The organism is Prauserella sediminis, assembly GCF_014195435.1.
In the GTDB taxonomy this organism is placed as follows: domain Bacteria; phylum Actinomycetota; class Actinomycetes; order Mycobacteriales; family Pseudonocardiaceae; genus Prauserella; species Prauserella salsuginis.
On sequence record NZ_JACIBS010000001.1, the window covers coordinates 1,263,754 to 1,278,633 of the forward strand.

Genomic DNA, 14,880 nt, shown 5'->3' on the forward strand with positions numbered 1-14,880 from the left:
CACCAAGGCCGTGGTCAGCACTGATCACGGCCAATCCTCATCGCCACGGTCGGGCCGCTGCACCTGCTGGCGACGCAGCTCACCTTCGCGACTCCGAAAGCGTCCCAGCCGCGCTGGTGCGGAAGGTTCGACGGTAGGACGACGGCGAAGTCCGCATGGCTTGGGTGAAGTGGTGGCGATAGGTGACCGCCGTGTCGAACCCCACAGCCCTAGCGATCTCGTCGATCGAGGCACCAGTCGTTTCCAGCAAGCTGAGGCTGGCTCGAACGCGCTGGCTAATCAGCCACCGGATCGGGCTCACGCCCGCGTATCGGGGGAACCGGCGGAGGTACGTCCGGGATGACATGGCGGCTTGACGTGCCAGGGTCTGCACTGTGATCGGCTCGGAGAGGTGTTCCATCGCCCACGTCATACTGTCGGCAATCCGGTTGTCCTCAGGGGTCGGCGTTACCGGCGCCTCGATGTACTGCGCCTGCCCGCCGTCGCGGTGCGGCGGGATGACCAGTCTCCGTGCGATCGCATTGGCGATGGCCGCCCCGAAGTCCTGACGGACGATGTGAAGGCATAGGTCGAGACCGGCGGCGCATCCAGCACTGGTGAGGATGTCGTGGTCGTCGATGTAGAGCGGGTTCGGGTCGACCTCCACTCGGGGGTATCGGCATCGCAACAGTTCGGCATAGCGCCAGTGAGTCGTGGCCCTGCGGCCCTCGAGCAAGCCCGCGGCGGCCAGAGCGAAAGCTCCGGAACAGATCGACACGATGCGCGAACCTCGCCGGTGCGCCCGGCGCAAAGCAGCGACGAGTTCGGGTGTCGGGTCGACGGTCACGTCGGACACGCTCGGGATGATCACCGTCTGGGCTCGCGCCAGCGCGTCCAGACCGTGTCGTGTGGACAGCGTTGCGCCGCCGACGACACCCACGGAACCGGAACGTTCGGCGCAGATGGTCAGCTCGTACCAGTCCACGTCCAGTTCCGGCCATCGCAAACCGAACACCTCGGTGACGATGCCGGTCTCGAACGCGGACATGCCTTCGTAGGCGAGCACGGACACAGTCGGACCCATGTGGCGGTATCTTAGCGAAACATGTCGTTAGCGTCAGTCGTGAGAGCGCGGCCGGGACGGCAGTCTTGTTAGTGCCCACTCCCGCCGATCATGTGGAGGCGACTCATGGCTGACTGGCACCTGTCCCGCACGTTCGACTCGCCGCAGGGCGCGATTCGCTGGGATTCCTTCGGCGCTGGCCCGCCGATCGTTCTTCTGCACGGGACGCCGAACTGGTCGTTCATCTGGCGGAACGTGGTCGAGCACCTGTCCCCGCAGCACAGCGTGTACGTATTCGATTGGCCCGGTTTCGGCCGGTCAGACCGCTTCGCGGGCCAGAACATCTCGTGGGACGAGCAAGCCCGCCGGCTACCCGAACTCTTCGCGCACTGGGGCCTGGTCGCACCCACCGTCGTGGCCTTCGATTTCGCACCGATCTTCGCCCTACGTGCGCACTTCTTCGAGGGCCTCGACGTTGGGGCGTTCATCTTTGCCGATGCAGCGATCATCCCGCCCTTCGTCACGGACTTCTCCCGTCTCGCAAGGGAGAACATGGGCACGATGCGCCAATTGCCCACGCACATCGCCGAGGGGATGATCGCCGCGCACCTCGCGCAAACGACACATCGGCCGATGGAACCGGACGCGTTCCAGGCGTACATGTCGCCCTGGTGCGGAGACGACGGAGTGGCCGCGTACTGGCGCGCGATCGCCCGCTACGACGAGGACATGGCAGCCCCACTGGTGCCCCGGCTCGACCGACTCACCGTGCCAGCACGGCTACTTTGGGGCGACAACGACGCCTGGTTCCCGCCGGAGAAAGCCCGCGAGCTCGCCGCCGCGCTGCCGCAAGCCGAGCTCAGGTTCATTCCTGAATCCGGGCACTTCTCCCCCGAGGACAACCCGCTCGATTTCGCCGAGGAGATCCTCGACTTTGAACAGGAACTCAAACGTTCGCAGCAGAGTTGAGCGCGGATCGACCAAGAGATCGGGGCTGACGCGCTTACGAGGCGGAACAGCACGCTCGGCGCGATCGCGGTTCCGGTCCGTCGGCGGCACGCGGCCCCGACGGCACCCGTGCCACCTGATCATCGCGCTGCAGGAAACCGGCCTGCTGCGCAACCGACCCTCGAGTGAGGATCACGAACGGCGGGCAGGCACTCGACCTATGGTTTCCATACGCAGCGGATCATTATCCGGCACTGAGCCCAGTCAGCGCTGGTGTCATTCGAAGGCACTGCCAACACCTCAGGCGGGACAAGGTTCGACCGCCGGTGTCCAGCGCGTCTACGCCAAGTGCATCGACGCGGCGAGCAAGCCGACCGCGAGCGCGTGGAACGGCAGCTCAGGGGCGGCTGAAGCCTTTGACACGTATTTGCCGTGGACACCCGGCACAGGCCGCACCGGACTGCACACCACCGCACACACGAAAAACGCCCTGGCGACCTGTCTTTCCAGGTCACCGGGGCGTTTCCCGATGTGTGGCGGGTGAGGGATTCGAACCCCCGAAGGCAGTGCCGGCTGATTTACAGTCAGCTCCCTTTGGCCGCTCGGGCAACCCGCCGGGTGCCGGCTCCGTGTCCGGCAAGATGACAGCGTACCGCCTGCGCCGGGCGCGTCCGCACCCGGGTACCCGATGGCTGCACCTACCCGATGCGGCCACGTTCACGGCCGCGTCCGATCCCCCACTCACGCATCGTCGGCTTCGCTGGGAGCTGCCGGAGTTGGGTCGGCGACCAGCGCACAGGTCCGTCGAGTCCCGCATGACGGGTCAGGCGACGTCCGGCCCATAACGCTCGGTGTCGATCATGACTTCGCTGATGTCCATCACGATCGACCTGGTCGTCTGATGACGCACGAGCCAGGTGCGCATCAAGAAGGGTGGGTCTGTCAGCTGAAGCCATGACCAATCAGGGAGCAATCGGGCGGCGCTCGCCTCGGTGAGCAGTACTGCGTGGGCGTCGGCGGCCAGCGCGCAGGCCAACGCGTTCTCGCTGAAATGGGCGAAGTGCCACTCCGGAGCGATGCCGAGGTCGTGGGCGGCGGCGACCAGCCGGTCGTGTTCGGTAGGTACCTGATCACGGGCATGCGCGAGTACGCGCATCCCGTCGAGATCTGCGAGGCGGCAGCCGGTCCGCCCGCGCAGCGCGTGGCCTGGCCGGATGGCCAGCCCGAACGGATCCGCGAAGAGTTCCCTGTGCTGCAGACTCGACGGTGGGGTCTGGTGGACCAATCCGACGTCCAGGTGCCCTTCGCGGACCATGCGGAGCTGAGCGGTACTACTGGCGTCGGTGAACGCGAGTTCCGCCATCGGCACGCGGCGCCGGGTTTCGGCCAGCACTCGCTGCACCCAGCCGGGCGGGAGCCCCGGCGGCAGACCGACACGAACCATTTCCCGTGCGGGGCCCGCGGATTGTGCGACCCGGCGGCAGGCATCTGCCATGCTCAGGATCTGCAGCGCGTGTTCGTGGAGTGCACTGCCGGCCGCGGTAGGGCGCACCCCGGTGTGGATGCGTTCGAACAACGTGGCGCCGAGTTCCTGCTCGAGCTGCCGCAGTTGCCTCGTCAGTGCGGGCTGCGAGATGAGCAGCCGCTCTGCTGCCCGGGAGAGCGAGCGTTCGGTGAACACCGCCGTGAAGTAACGCAGTTGCCTGAGTTCCACCGTGCCTCCCAGTGCCCGTGCTTCCCAGTGCCCGTGCTTCCCAGTGCCGGAGTGCCGCTGAGGCGAAGCCAATGACTTCTGACCATCTATAACTTCTGGTTATGCCCGCCCTGTTCAAGCGGTATTGGATATCACCGCCGGCACGGCGTCAAATGTGTCGAGACAGCAGGTCGGAGGCTACCGGCGGCCCCAGCGGACGGGAGGAGCACAGTGGCAGAGGTCGAGCATTTTGACGTCGTTGTTATCGGCGGTGGTGCGGGTGGCGTCGCTGCGGCCGCCGGTGCGGCGCGGGCAGGGGCGCGCGTGCGGCTGGTCGAGCAGTATCCCTACCTGGGCGGTGCGGCGACGATCAGCTCGGTGCTCACGTTCTGTGGCTTCTACGATCAACGCGGCACGCAGGTCGTTGCCGGCATCGGCCAGGACGTGCTCGAACGCCTCCGCGCGCGGGGCGTCTACGAGGAGAAGACGATGGGGTGGACGGGCAACCGCATCGTGCTGCTCGATCTCGAGTCCACGAAGATCGTCTGCGACGAGTTGCTCGCGGACGAAGGCGTGGATGTTCGGCTGCACAGCCGGCTGATCGACGCGACCCGTCACGAGGACGGCATCGCCGAGGTCGAGGTCCATCATCGCGGTGGCCGCGAACGCATCACCGCGGCAGCTTTCGTGGACGCCAGTGGAGACGGTGCGCTGCTGTCGTGCGCGGGCGTCCCGACCCGCGTCGTCCCTGTCGAAGACAGGCAGACGAGCACTCTGGTGTGCCGCTTCGGTGGAGTGGCCCAGGATGCCGACCTGTCCAGGGAAGGCCTGCGTTCCGCGGTCGCGGCCTATAGCCACGAGACCGGGGTGTCATTGGCGCGTGACTACGGCATCGCCGTACACCTGCCGGTCAGCAAGGACGTCATCGCACTGCTCGTCGACGAGCAGGTCGACGCGCTTGATGCAGCGGCGATCAGCAGGGACGAGGCCAGCGCACGGCGACAGGCATGGTTGTATCTGGACGCGTTGCGCAAGCACCTGTCCGGGTGGGCGCAGGCGTATCTCGTGGAGACCGGGCCACAACTGGGCATTCGCGAGAGCCGGCGGCTGGACGGACACTGCCAGCTGAGCGAGGCCGACGTGCTGCAGGCGGTCAAGCGCCCGCAGGATTCGATCGGTCGTTGTGGCTGGCCGATCGAGGATCACTCGGGGCCGGGCGTCACGAACTACCGGCCGATCGACGGTCGCGGTTGGTACGACATTCCCTACGGAGCGATCCGAGCGCGAGGAACCGACAACCTGTGGGCGGTCGGCAGGCTGACCAGTTCCGACGACGAGGCATACGCTTCGGTTCGGGTGATGGGTACAGCGTTCGCGACGGGACATGCCGCCGGCGTCGCCGCCGCACAGTACAGCCAAGGGGAACGGCACGACATTGCCCGGATTCGCGCCGAGCTGCGTCGTCAGGACGCGCTCGTCTGATCAATCTCCGCGCGGAGTCCTAAGGCGTTCGCACTGAGCTGGTTTCCATCCCATGACAAGGAAGTCTGGAGAATCGATGATGCGCTCGAATCACGACTCCCCGTACCGCTGGGTCGTTCTGCTGCTGTGCTGGGCGGCATTCACCATGACCTCTGTGGACCGGTCGACGTGGGGTCCCGCTTCGGCCGCGGTGAGCGACTCGCTGAACGTCCCGCTCGCCGCATTGGGCATCTTCGCGACGTGTTACTACATCGGCTACGTCGTGGCCAACGCCGCCGGTGGGTTCTGCAGTGACTGGCTCGGCGGTCGACTGACACTGGGAGTGACGTCGCTGGTCGCCGGTGGACTGATGATGTTGTTCGGTTCGACGACCTCGATCGGCGTGGGACTGGCGATCCAGGCTGCACTCGGCCTGTTCGCGGGAGCCGACTTCTCCGCCGGACTCAAGCTCGTCGCCGCCTGGTTCCGGCCTGAAGCGCGGGGTTTCGCTGCGGGCGTGTTCATGACGGCGACGTCGCTCGGCACGGTCGTCGCCAACGCCGTGGTTCCCGGTCTCATCGTGAACTCGGGCTGGGAGACCTCGTACCACCTGTTCGGAGCGGTGACGATCGTCATCGCGATCCTCTGCCTCGCATTCATCCGCAATGGACAGTACGACGGCACGAGCGACGCCCCGGCACGGCGGGCGGTACCCGACGTACGTCCGCTGCGGCGTAACCGCGACCTGTTGTTTCTCGGGCTCGCCGGGTTCGGCGGCCTGTGGGGCACCTACGGTTTCATCACGTGGTCCAACACCCTGATGGTGAGGGGCAACGGCATCGACCCCGTGGACGCGGGAGTGGTGGTGGTGATCTTCGCCGGCGTGGCGATCGCGGCGAAGCCGTTGGTCGGGGTCGTCACGGACCGACTCGGATCCGGCAGGCGGATCCCGATCGCGATCATCCTGGCCGCGTTCGGAGTCACGCTCCTGGTGTTCGGCACGTTGGACAGCTACACCGCGTTCCTCTGGGTGGCGCCCGTACTCGGACTCACGGCGTACGCATACAGTCCGCTGACCGCCGCCATGACACCGACTCTGGTGGGACAACATCTCACCGGCTCGGCGGCCGGCGCGGTCAACGCCTTCTGGCAGCTGGGCAGTGTCGCTGTTCCTGCCGTGGTCGGTCCCATCTTCCAACTCACGGATTCGTTCTACGCCGCGTTCGTCACGCTGGCTGTCGGGCCGCTCATCGGCGCAGCGGTCATGCTGCGGGTGCGAGATGACCGGCCGCGCACCGAGGCCGAAGCATCCGCTGCTCGCCCAAGTGCGGCGTGAAGTATCTGGTGTCGGGCCTTCGGTCGCGCGGGCGCGGCCGAAGGCCCTTCGCCGTCACCATGCCTCACTGTCGCCATGCCGCAGAGCTTGCTGGGACGTCACATCCGGCCCTCGGCTCCCGGGGCCGTCTCGGAGGACGCGCCTCTTCCCGCCGACGACGGCGTTGCCGGACGAAAGGGTCCACCATCAGCCCGAACACTCCGAAACCGAACGCCGAGCACACCTCACCGACCGATCCGGCCGATGCAACGCCCACCGGCCCCACACCCCGACCGCGTCACCAACATCCCCGGACCGCACAACTACGCTTACCCGATGTGACTGCGTCGGCGGTCACATCCCGAATACCCCCGGAACCAGACAGCGAGGTGCTTCAGTCGTGGCGGATCCATCGTTCGACGTGGTGAGCAAGGTCGACCGGCAGGAGGTGGACAACGCGGTAAACCAGGCGGCCAAGGAGCTGTCGACGCGGTTCGACTTCCGGGGCACCGGCGCGTCGGTGGCGTGGTCGGGTGACAACGCCGTCGTGGTGGAGGCCGAGACCGAGGAGCGGGTGAAGGCCGCGGTCGAGGTCTTCAAGGAGAAGCTGGTCAAGCGTGGCGTGTCGATGAAGGCGTTCGACGCGGGTGAACCTGCGGTGTCGGGCAAGACGTACAAGGTGTCCGGTTCGATCGTCGAGGGCATCGACCAGGACAAGGCGAAGCAGATCTCCAAGTACATCCGGGACGAGGGCCCGAAGGGTGTCCAGGCACAGATCCAGGGGGATCAGCTGCGCGTGTCGGGCAAGAAGAAGGACCACCTGCAGGACGTGATCGCGCTGTTGAAGGAGAAGGACTTCGGCATCGCGCTGCAGTTCATGAACTACCGGTGAGGCCGGGCAGGGCACGAGCGGTGCCCTGGGTCGGCGATCGCGACGTCGCCGGCCGTCCGCGGACAACCCGCCGCCGTACCGTGCCCAGCCGCCGGGCACGGCAGAGCCACCCCGATGCGGGACCCCTGACGAAGGACATCGCTCTGCCGCCCCGGTGAAAAGATCGTGAACCATTGACCATTCTTCACCTGATCGTGTTTGAATCCCCCGGTCGCTGTCGGAGACCGGGGGTTTTTCGTGCACATCCATCCGCCGACCAACCGTCCTGCCAGTAGCCCGACCACCGGACCGGACGGTCCGTCGAGCACCGAGTCGGGCACTCCGTCCGGCGGGCCCGGCGGCACGACATCGGCCGGCGGTCCGCGCGCCTGGCGCCGCGCTGCGCGGATCCGCTCGCACCTGCACCGCGCATTCGCCGTCGCCGCGGCCGCGCTGCTGTGCCTGACGCTGACACCCGCGGTGGCACAGGGCGCCGACCGGCAGTTGCTGCACGACGGCTACGGCTCCTACCCGCGGCTCATCCGCACCCAGCACGGCCACGCCGATCACAACGGCCGCATCCTCGCCACGGTCACCAGCAGCGACGAGGCCGGCTACTACGCGCCGGTCTACGAGAGCACCGACGAGGGCCGCAACTTCCGCCAGGTCGGCGAGGTCCGTGACCCCGAGGGCCGCTACGGCAGCGGCATGTGCTGCGGCACGCTGTACGAACTGCCGCGAACCATCGGCCGGTATCCGAAGGGCACGCTGCTGTGGGCGGCCAGCTACCGGCAGAAGGCCCCGCGCGACACCCGCAGGATCGGCATCCGAATCTGGGCGAGCACCGACACCGGACGCTCGTGGGACTTCGCGGGCGAACCGGTGACGTCCTACGGCCCGCCCGGCGTGTGGGAGCCGGAATTCGACGTGGACGACTCCGGCACGCTGCAGATGCACTACGCCGACGAACGCGGCGAGCGCGAGTTCGACCAGTTCCTCACCCGCCGCTCCACCGACGACCTCGTCGACTGGAGCAGGCCGACCCGCACGCTGACGATCTCGCCGTGGGAGGTGCGTCCCGGCATGCCGATCGTGCGCGCACTCCCCGACGGGCGGCACTACTTCAGCTACGAGATCTGCAACTTCGGCGAGCGGTTCTGCGATCCGTACTTCAAGATCTCCGAGGACGGCGAGGACTTCGGTCTTCCGACCGACCCGGGCACGCAGGTCGCCACCCCGGAGGGCCGCCACTTCCGGCACTCGCCGACGATCTCGCTTTTCCCCGGCGGCCCGAACGGCACGCGGGTCCTGCTCATCGGCCAGATCTACGCCGACGCCGACGGCACCCCCAACGCTGGCAACGGCAAGACGATCCTCGCCAACGACGACCCCGGCTCCGGTGAGTGGTACGAGGTGCCCGCACCGGTCGAGGTCGCCGACCCGGTGGACGACCCGTGCCCGAACTACAGCCCGTCCCTGCTGCCGGTCGACGGCGGGGACGCCGTGCTGCAGGCCACCGCGGACCGCGCCGACGACGGCTGTCGGGTCTTCTTCGGCACCGGACCGTCCCGCTAGCCGGTACCCTGATCCCCCGGAAGGCTGAGCCTCTCGGCGGATACGGCATGAAGGGCGGGCGATGAAGGGCATCGTGCTGGCGGGTGGCAGCGGAACGCGGCTGCACCCGATCACACAGGCCGTGTCGAAGCAGCTGCTGCCCGTCTACGACAAGCCGATGATCTACTACCCGATCTCCGTGCTGATGCTCGCCGGCATCCGCGAGATCCTGATCATCTCGACGCCCTCGGACCTGCCGAACTTCCAGCGTCTCCTCGGCGACGGCAGCCAGTTCGGCATCGAACTCTCCTACGCCGAGCAGGCCGCACCGAACGGCCTCGCCGAAGCCTTCGTCATCGGCGCCGACTTCATCGCCGACGACGACGTGGCACTGATCCTCGGCGACAACATCTTCTACGGCCAGGGCTTCTCGCGGACGCTGCAGGCCGAGGCCACGGGGCTCGACGGCTGCGTGCTGTTCGGCTACCCGGTGAAGGACCCGCAGCGCTACGGCGTCGGCGAGATCGCACCGGACGGCACGCTGCTGTCCATCGAGGAGAAGCCGGCGGTGCCGCGGTCCAACAAGGCGATCACGGGGCTGTACCTCTACGACAACCAGGTGGTCGACATCGCGCGCGGGCTGAAACCGTCGGCGCGCGGCGAACTGGAGATCACCGACGTCAACCTGACGTACCTGCGCCAGGGCCGCGCGCGGCTGGTCGAGTTCTCCCGCGGGTTCGCGTGGCTGGACACCGGCACGCACGACTCGCTGCTCGAAGCGGGCCAGTTCGTGCAGGTGCTGGAACACCGCACCGGCGTGCGCATCGCCTGTCTCGAAGAGGTCGCGCTGCGGATGGGCTACATCGACGCCGACGAATGCCACCAGCTCGGCGCGAAACTCGCCAAGAGCGGCTACGGCGACTACGTCATGGACATCGCGAAGGCCGCGGGCGCCACCGGCTGACCTTCCAGGGGCCGTGTTGCGCGTCCGGGGACCGTGTTGCGCCCGCCCGACCGCCCCTCATGGCCGCGTTACTGCGTGACCGCGTCTCCGGGGTCGTGTTGCGCCCACGCCGACGGGCAGCACATCATGCCCGAGCGCGGAACACGCGGTGCCGAACGCAGGACACGGCGTCCCGGATGCAGAACACGCGCCCCGGAAAGCGCAACACGCGGGGGCGGGGTCAGAGCTGTCGGCGGGCCAGGTCCTCGAGACGGCGGATGCGGTCCTCGATGGGCGGGTGACTGGAGAACAGCCGCGACATGCGCTCACCGGGGCGGAACGGGTTCGCGATCATCAGGTGCGACTGCGACACGAGCTTCGGCTCCGGCGCCAACGGGGCGGCGCTTGTCCCCCGCTCGAGCTTCCGCAACGCCGACGCCAGCGCCAGCGGATCACCCGTCAACTCGGCACCCGAGGTGTCCGCCTGGTACTCGCGCGAACGGCTCACGCTCATCTTGATGATCCCCGCGGCCACCGGCCCGAGCAGCGCCAACAGCAGCATGCCGATCGGGTTGCCGCCCTCGCGGTTGCCGCCGAACATGCCGGCGAACATCGCCATGTTCGCCAGGAAGCTCACCACACTGGCCAGCGCGCCGGCGACCGACGAGATGAGGATGTCGCGGTTGTAGACGTGGGCGAGCTCGTGGCCCAGCACGGCGCGCAGCTCGCGTTCGTCGAGGATCTCCAGGATGCCCGTGGTGCAGCACACAGCGGCGTTGCGGGGATTGCGCCCGGTGGCGAACGCGTTGGGCGCGCGGGTCGGGCTCACGTACAGCCGCGGCATCGGCTGGCGCGCGGACGTCGCCAGTTCACGCACGATGCGGTACATCGCGGGCTGCTGCGCCTGTGACACCGGCTGCGCGCGCATGGCCTTCAGCGCGAGCTTGTCGGAGTTGAAGTAGGCGTAGCCGTTCATCGCCAGCGCGAGCAGCAGTCCGATGATGAGCGCACCCCTGCCGAACAGGCCGCTGATGCCGATGATCAGCGCGCTCATCAACCCCAGCAGCAGTGCCGTCTTGAGGCCGTTGTGGTGCCTGTGCACCGGCTCACCCTCCTCCCGGTCCGCGAGCGGGAACCATCCCCGCGAATGCCGCCACCACATGTGGCCGGCGTACGGTTCAACGTCCGAAGGCCCGGCGAAGTTCCACGTCAGCGCGGTGTGAGTCTACTTCGGACGAGATAACGAGCCGTGTATCACGCCACACCGACAGCTGTGTTCGCCTTGTCGTACAGTAGAGTTCGGCGCACCGAAATTCGAGGGTGGAGCATGGACGACACTGGTGACGGGCATATCGCCACTGCAACCGCCGACGAACGCCACCGGCGGGCACAGCGGCGCAGTCGCGCCCGCAAGCGCGACCGGCGCACGCTCGTGACCCTCGGTGTGGTGTTCGTCCTGGCGATCTCCGGCGCCGTCGGCTACGCCCTCCAGCCGGTCGGCGCCGTCGGGCCGGTCGGTGGTGACGACCCGCTCCGCCTCGTCACCACCACGACGTTCCTCGACGACACGGTGCGGCACATCGGCGGCGAGGACGTCGAGACCGTGCGGTTGATGGGCCCCGGCGTCGACCCGCATCTGTACCAAGCCAAGGCCGGGGACCTGCGCGAGATGCGCCGTGCCGACGCGGTGATCGCCGTCGGGCTCTACCTGGAGGGCTCCCTGCAGCAGACCCTCGACGAGGTCGGCCGCACGAAGCCGGTGCTGCTGGCGGGCGAGGCGGTGCCGGCCGACGAGTTGTTGAGCCCACCCGCGGATGCGGCGCCCGAGGAGGAACACGACCCGCACATCTGGCACGACCCCGCGCTGTGGACGCACGTCGTCGACGCCGTGGCCGAACGTCTCGCCGAACTCGACCCCGATCACGCCGCCGACTACCGCCGCCGCGGCGCGGCCTACAACGACGAGATCCGCGCCGCGGCCGACGCGGTCCAGCGCACGATCGACCGCATCCCCGCCGACCGCCGCACGCTCGTCACCTCGCACGATGCGTTCCGCTACTTCGGTGACGCGTTCGGCATGGACGTCGTCGCCATCCAGGGCATCTCCACTCAGCAGGAGGCGACGACCGCCGACGTCGCGCGCGTGGCCGAACTGCTCGCCGACGAGAACCTGCCCGCCGTGTTCCTCGAGACGAGCGTGTCGCGGCAGACCGTCGACTCGATGATCGCGGCCGCCCGGCACCGCGGCGGCGACGTGCGTGTCGGCGGTGAGCTGTACTCCGACTCCACCGGCCCCGACGGCAGCTACCTCGGCATGCTGCGTGCCAACGCGGCGACCCTCGCGGAGGGACTGAAATGACCGACGACGTACTTGCTCCCGCGGAGGCGGCAAACGACACCGACGACGCACTTCCTCCCGCGGAGGCGGCAGGTGGCACCGACGACGTACTTCTTCGCACGGGAGGCGGACGCATGACCGAACCGGCACTCCGACTCCAGGGCATGAGCGCCTCCTACGGCGGGCGACCCGTGCTGACCGGCGTCGACGTCGAGATTCCCGCCGGCGTGCTCAGTGCCGTCGTAGGGCCGAACGGGGCGGGCAAGTCGACGATGGTCAAGGCGGCGCTCGGGCTCGTGCCGTCGGTGCGTGGGACCGTGCGCTGGCTGGGACAGCCGTTGCGCCGCGTCCGAAAGCGCGTGGCCTATGTGCCGCAGTCCGATGCCGTCGCGAAGGACTTCCCCATCACTGCCGTGCAGGTCGTCGAGATGGGCCGCTACCCGCACCGGGGTTGGCTGCGCAGGCTGACTCCCGCGGACGACGACTGCGTGGCGGGTGCGATGGCGCAGGTCGGGGTCGCGGACCTGGCGGACCGGCCGATCGACGAACTTTCCGGTGGGCAGCGGCAGCGGGTTTTCCTCGCGCGCGCACTCGCCCAGCGTGCGGACCTCATCGTGCTCGACGAGCCGTTCACGGCCGTCGACGCGCGCACCGAGAAGGCGCTGCTGGAGATCCTCACGAGGCTGTGCCGTGAGGGTGTGTCGGTCATCGCGGTGCACCACGACCTGCGCGAGGTGCTGGACAGCTTCGACCACGCGGTGCTCATGGCGGGCACCGTCGTCGCGGCCGGAGCGCCCGCCGACGTGCTCACCCCCGAACACCTCGAAACTGCCTACGGCATGGCGCCGTTGGCGGCCCGATGAGCGGGACCGTGACCGGCTCGCTGCAGGCCGGGCCGCTCGGCGGACTGCTGGAGTCGCTGCCGTTGTCCTACCCGGACGCCGTGGTGGTCGTCGGCACGGCCGTGGTCGGGTTCGTCGCGGGGCTCCTCGGGCCGCTGGCCGTGCTCCGGCAGCGGAGCATGTTCGGCGACGCGATGAGCCACGGAACCCTGGCGGGCGTCGCGGTGGCGTTCCTGCTCACGGGGGCCAAGGTGCCGGAGCTGCTGCTCCTGGGCGCGGCGATCTCGGCGACCCTCGCGGCGTTCGCCATGATCGCCCTGGAACGCGCGGGGCGGCTGCGGTCGGACGCCGCCATCGGTGTCGTCCTGTCGGTGTCGCTGACGCTCGGCATCGTGCTGCTCACCGGCATCTCCGACAGCGGCAACGCACAGCAGTCCGGCCTGGACGAGTACCTGCTCGGCCAGACCGCCGGCATGGTCGAACGCGACATCGTGGTGGCGCTCGCGGGCGCCGGCGTCGCTGTCGCGGTGGTGCTGTTGGGATTCCGGCTGCTGCGGTCGGCGACGTTCGATCCCGGGTTCACGGCCGTGGCGGGCGTGCGCACGTGGGTCGTCGACGCGGCGAGCACGGGACTGCTGGCTCTCGCCGTGGTGCTCGGCGTGCGCACCGTGGGGGCGATCCTGATGGTCGCGCTGCTGGTCGCACCCGTCGTCACCGCACGGCAGCTGACCACCCGGCTGGCGGTCCTCCTGCCGCTGTCCGCCGTCGTCGGGGCGGTGTGCGGCGCGGTCGGCGGACTCGTCTCGGGGCGTGCCGAACTGCCGGCCGGGCCGGTGATCGTGCTGCTCGCGACGGCCCTCGCGGTGCTGTCGGTCGTGCTGGCGCCGCGGCGCGGCGTCATCGCTCGCGCCCGCGCGGGCAGGTTGAGGGAGGAGCGTTGCCGTGTCGCCCGATGACGTGATGATCATCGTGATCGCCGGGCTGCTGTCGACGTCGTGCGCGGTGCTCGGCGGATTCCTCGTGCTGCGCGGCCAAGCGCTGCTGCCCGACGCGGTCAGTCACGCCGTGCTGCCCGGCATCGTGTTGATCTTCCTGCTCACCGGCGAACGCGCCTCACTGTGGACGGTCGTCGGCGCGACGGCGTTCGGCGTGCTGTGCGTACTCGGCTCGGACTGGCTGCGGCGCAGCGGCGTCGTCGAGTCGGACGCCGCGCTTGCGCTGGTGTTTCCCGCACTGTTCTCGCTGGGCATCCTCGGCATCAGCCGGTTCGCCTCGGGAGCGCACATCGACCTGGACTCGGCGATCTACGGCGACCTGACGTTCGCACCGCTGCGCACGATCTCCCTGTTCGGTGCCGACGTGCCGCGGTCGCTGGTGATCACCGGCATCGCCACGGTCGCCGTGGTGGCGCTCGTCGTGGCGTTGTGGCGGCCGCTGCAGGCCGCGTCGTTCGACCCGGCGTTCGCCGAGCTGGCAGGGTTGCGCGGCCGGCTGACCGGCCAGGTGCTGCTCGTCGCCGTCGCCGGGCTGGCCGTCGTGGCGTTCGACAGTGTCGGCGCGATCCTGGTGATCACGTTCTTCGTGGTGCCCGCCTCGACGGCGCGGCTGCTGACGGCGCGGCTCGGGTCGATGCTCGTCGTGGCCGCGGGATGCGGATGGATCGCGTCGGTGGCAGGCCACGGCGTCGCGGTGTCGCTGGACACGTCGATCCCCGGCACGATCGGCCTCACCAGCGGGGCACTGTTCGTGCTCGCGCTGGTGCTCGCGCCCCGCCGCGGCCTGCTGGCCCGATGGAAGGCCCGCACCTGACGCGTGTCCTGCACTCAGCCCTGCGTGTCCTGCACTCGGGCGCGCGTGTCCTGCACTCAGCCCT

General features: G+C 68.7%; 13 protein-coding genes and 1 tRNA gene. 10 read left to right on the top strand and 4 right to left on the bottom strand.

Going from position 1 to position 14,880, the window contains the following annotated elements:
* Nucleotides 1-79: 79 nt before the first annotated feature.
* Nucleotides 80-1,063, bottom strand: a complete 984-nt coding sequence (locus FB384_RS05625) for a helix-turn-helix domain-containing protein (protein WP_183779798.1) — start codon at nt 1,061-1,063, stop codon at nt 80-82.
* A gap of 105 nt (nt 1,064-1,168) precedes the next feature.
* On the opposite strand from FB384_RS05625, the gene FB384_RS05630 reads away from it, so the two are divergent.
* Nucleotides 1,169-2,011, top strand: coding sequence for an alpha/beta fold hydrolase (locus FB384_RS05630; RefSeq protein ID WP_183779801.1), 843 nt, complete (start codon nt 1,169-1,171; stop codon nt 2,009-2,011).
* A 513-nt stretch (nt 2,012-2,524) separates the two neighbouring features.
* Here FB384_RS05630 and FB384_RS05635 read toward each other — a convergent pair.
* Together FB384_RS05635 and FB384_RS05640 are read right to left on the bottom strand one after the other, a co-directional pair.
* Nucleotides 2,525-2,606 (bottom strand) — tRNA-Tyr (locus tag FB384_RS05635).
* Nucleotides 2,607-2,813: 207 nt separating this feature from the next.
* Nucleotides 2,814-3,704 carry a LysR family transcriptional regulator gene (locus FB384_RS05640; RefSeq protein ID WP_183779804.1) on the bottom strand — a complete coding sequence of 297 codons (891 nt, stop codon included), beginning with the start codon at nt 3,702-3,704 and terminating at the stop codon, nt 2,814-2,816.
* 210 nt (nt 3,705-3,914) lie between these two features.
* On the opposite strand from FB384_RS05640, the gene FB384_RS05645 reads away from it, so the two are divergent.
* From FB384_RS05645 to rfbA, 5 genes are all read left to right on the top strand, one after another.
* Entirely contained in the window at nt 3,915-5,165 is a 1,251-nt protein-coding gene (locus FB384_RS05645) for an FAD-dependent oxidoreductase (RefSeq protein WP_183779807.1), read from the top strand.
* Between the two features lie 76 nt (nt 5,166-5,241).
* Entirely contained in the window at nt 5,242-6,480 is a 1,239-nt protein-coding gene (locus FB384_RS05650; protein WP_228725966.1) for an MFS transporter, read from the top strand.
* A gap of 379 nt (nt 6,481-6,859) precedes the next feature.
* On the top strand, nt 6,860-7,351 hold the full coding sequence (locus FB384_RS05655) for a YajQ family cyclic di-GMP-binding protein (protein WP_183779809.1): 492 nt from the start codon (nt 6,860-6,862) through the stop codon (nt 7,349-7,351).
* A gap of 399 nt (nt 7,352-7,750) precedes the next feature.
* Nucleotides 7,751-8,905: a sialidase family protein gene (locus FB384_RS05660; RefSeq protein WP_183785027.1), complete on the top strand. Its 1,155-nt coding sequence runs from the start codon at nt 7,751-7,753 to the stop codon at nt 8,903-8,905.
* 61 nt (nt 8,906-8,966) lie between these two features.
* A complete protein-coding gene (gene rfbA / locus FB384_RS05665; RefSeq protein WP_183779811.1) occupies nt 8,967-9,848 on the top strand; it encodes a glucose-1-phosphate thymidylyltransferase RfbA in 882 nt (293 codons plus the stop codon).
* Nucleotides 9,849-10,068: 220 nt separating this feature from the next.
* On the opposite strand, the gene htpX is transcribed toward rfbA, so the two are convergent.
* Nucleotides 10,069-10,929 (bottom strand): zinc metalloprotease HtpX, encoded by an 861-nt coding sequence (gene htpX, locus FB384_RS05670; RefSeq protein ID WP_183779814.1) that lies wholly within the window; start codon nt 10,927-10,929, stop codon nt 10,069-10,071.
* Nucleotides 10,930-11,154: 225 nt separating this feature from the next.
* Between htpX and FB384_RS05675 the strand changes: the two genes are divergently transcribed.
* The 4 genes from FB384_RS05675 to FB384_RS05690 all read left to right on the top strand — a co-directional run bounded on the left by FB384_RS05675 (nt 11,155) and on the right by FB384_RS05690 (nt 14,816).
* Nucleotides 11,155-12,186: a metal ABC transporter solute-binding protein, Zn/Mn family gene (locus FB384_RS05675; RefSeq protein WP_183779818.1), complete on the top strand. Its 1,032-nt coding sequence runs from the start codon at nt 11,155-11,157 to the stop codon at nt 12,184-12,186.
* Nucleotides 12,187-12,299: 113 nt separating this feature from the next.
* Nucleotides 12,300-13,028, top strand: coding sequence for a metal ABC transporter ATP-binding protein (locus FB384_RS05680; protein WP_183785029.1), 729 nt, complete (start codon nt 12,300-12,302; stop codon nt 13,026-13,028).
* 8 nt (nt 13,029-13,036) lie between these two features.
* The gene (locus tag FB384_RS05685) at nt 13,037-13,963 is read left to right on the top strand and encodes a metal ABC transporter permease (protein ID WP_323985130.1); all 927 of its coding nucleotides are present in this window, start codon (nt 13,037-13,039) and stop codon (nt 13,961-13,963) included.
* The gene (locus tag FB384_RS05690) at nt 13,950-14,816 is read left to right on the top strand and encodes a metal ABC transporter permease (protein WP_183779824.1); all 867 of its coding nucleotides are present in this window, start codon (nt 13,950-13,952) and stop codon (nt 14,814-14,816) included. The genes FB384_RS05685 and FB384_RS05690 overlap by 14 nt, the downstream gene beginning before the upstream one ends.
* Nucleotides 14,817-14,880: the final 64 nt, after the last annotated feature.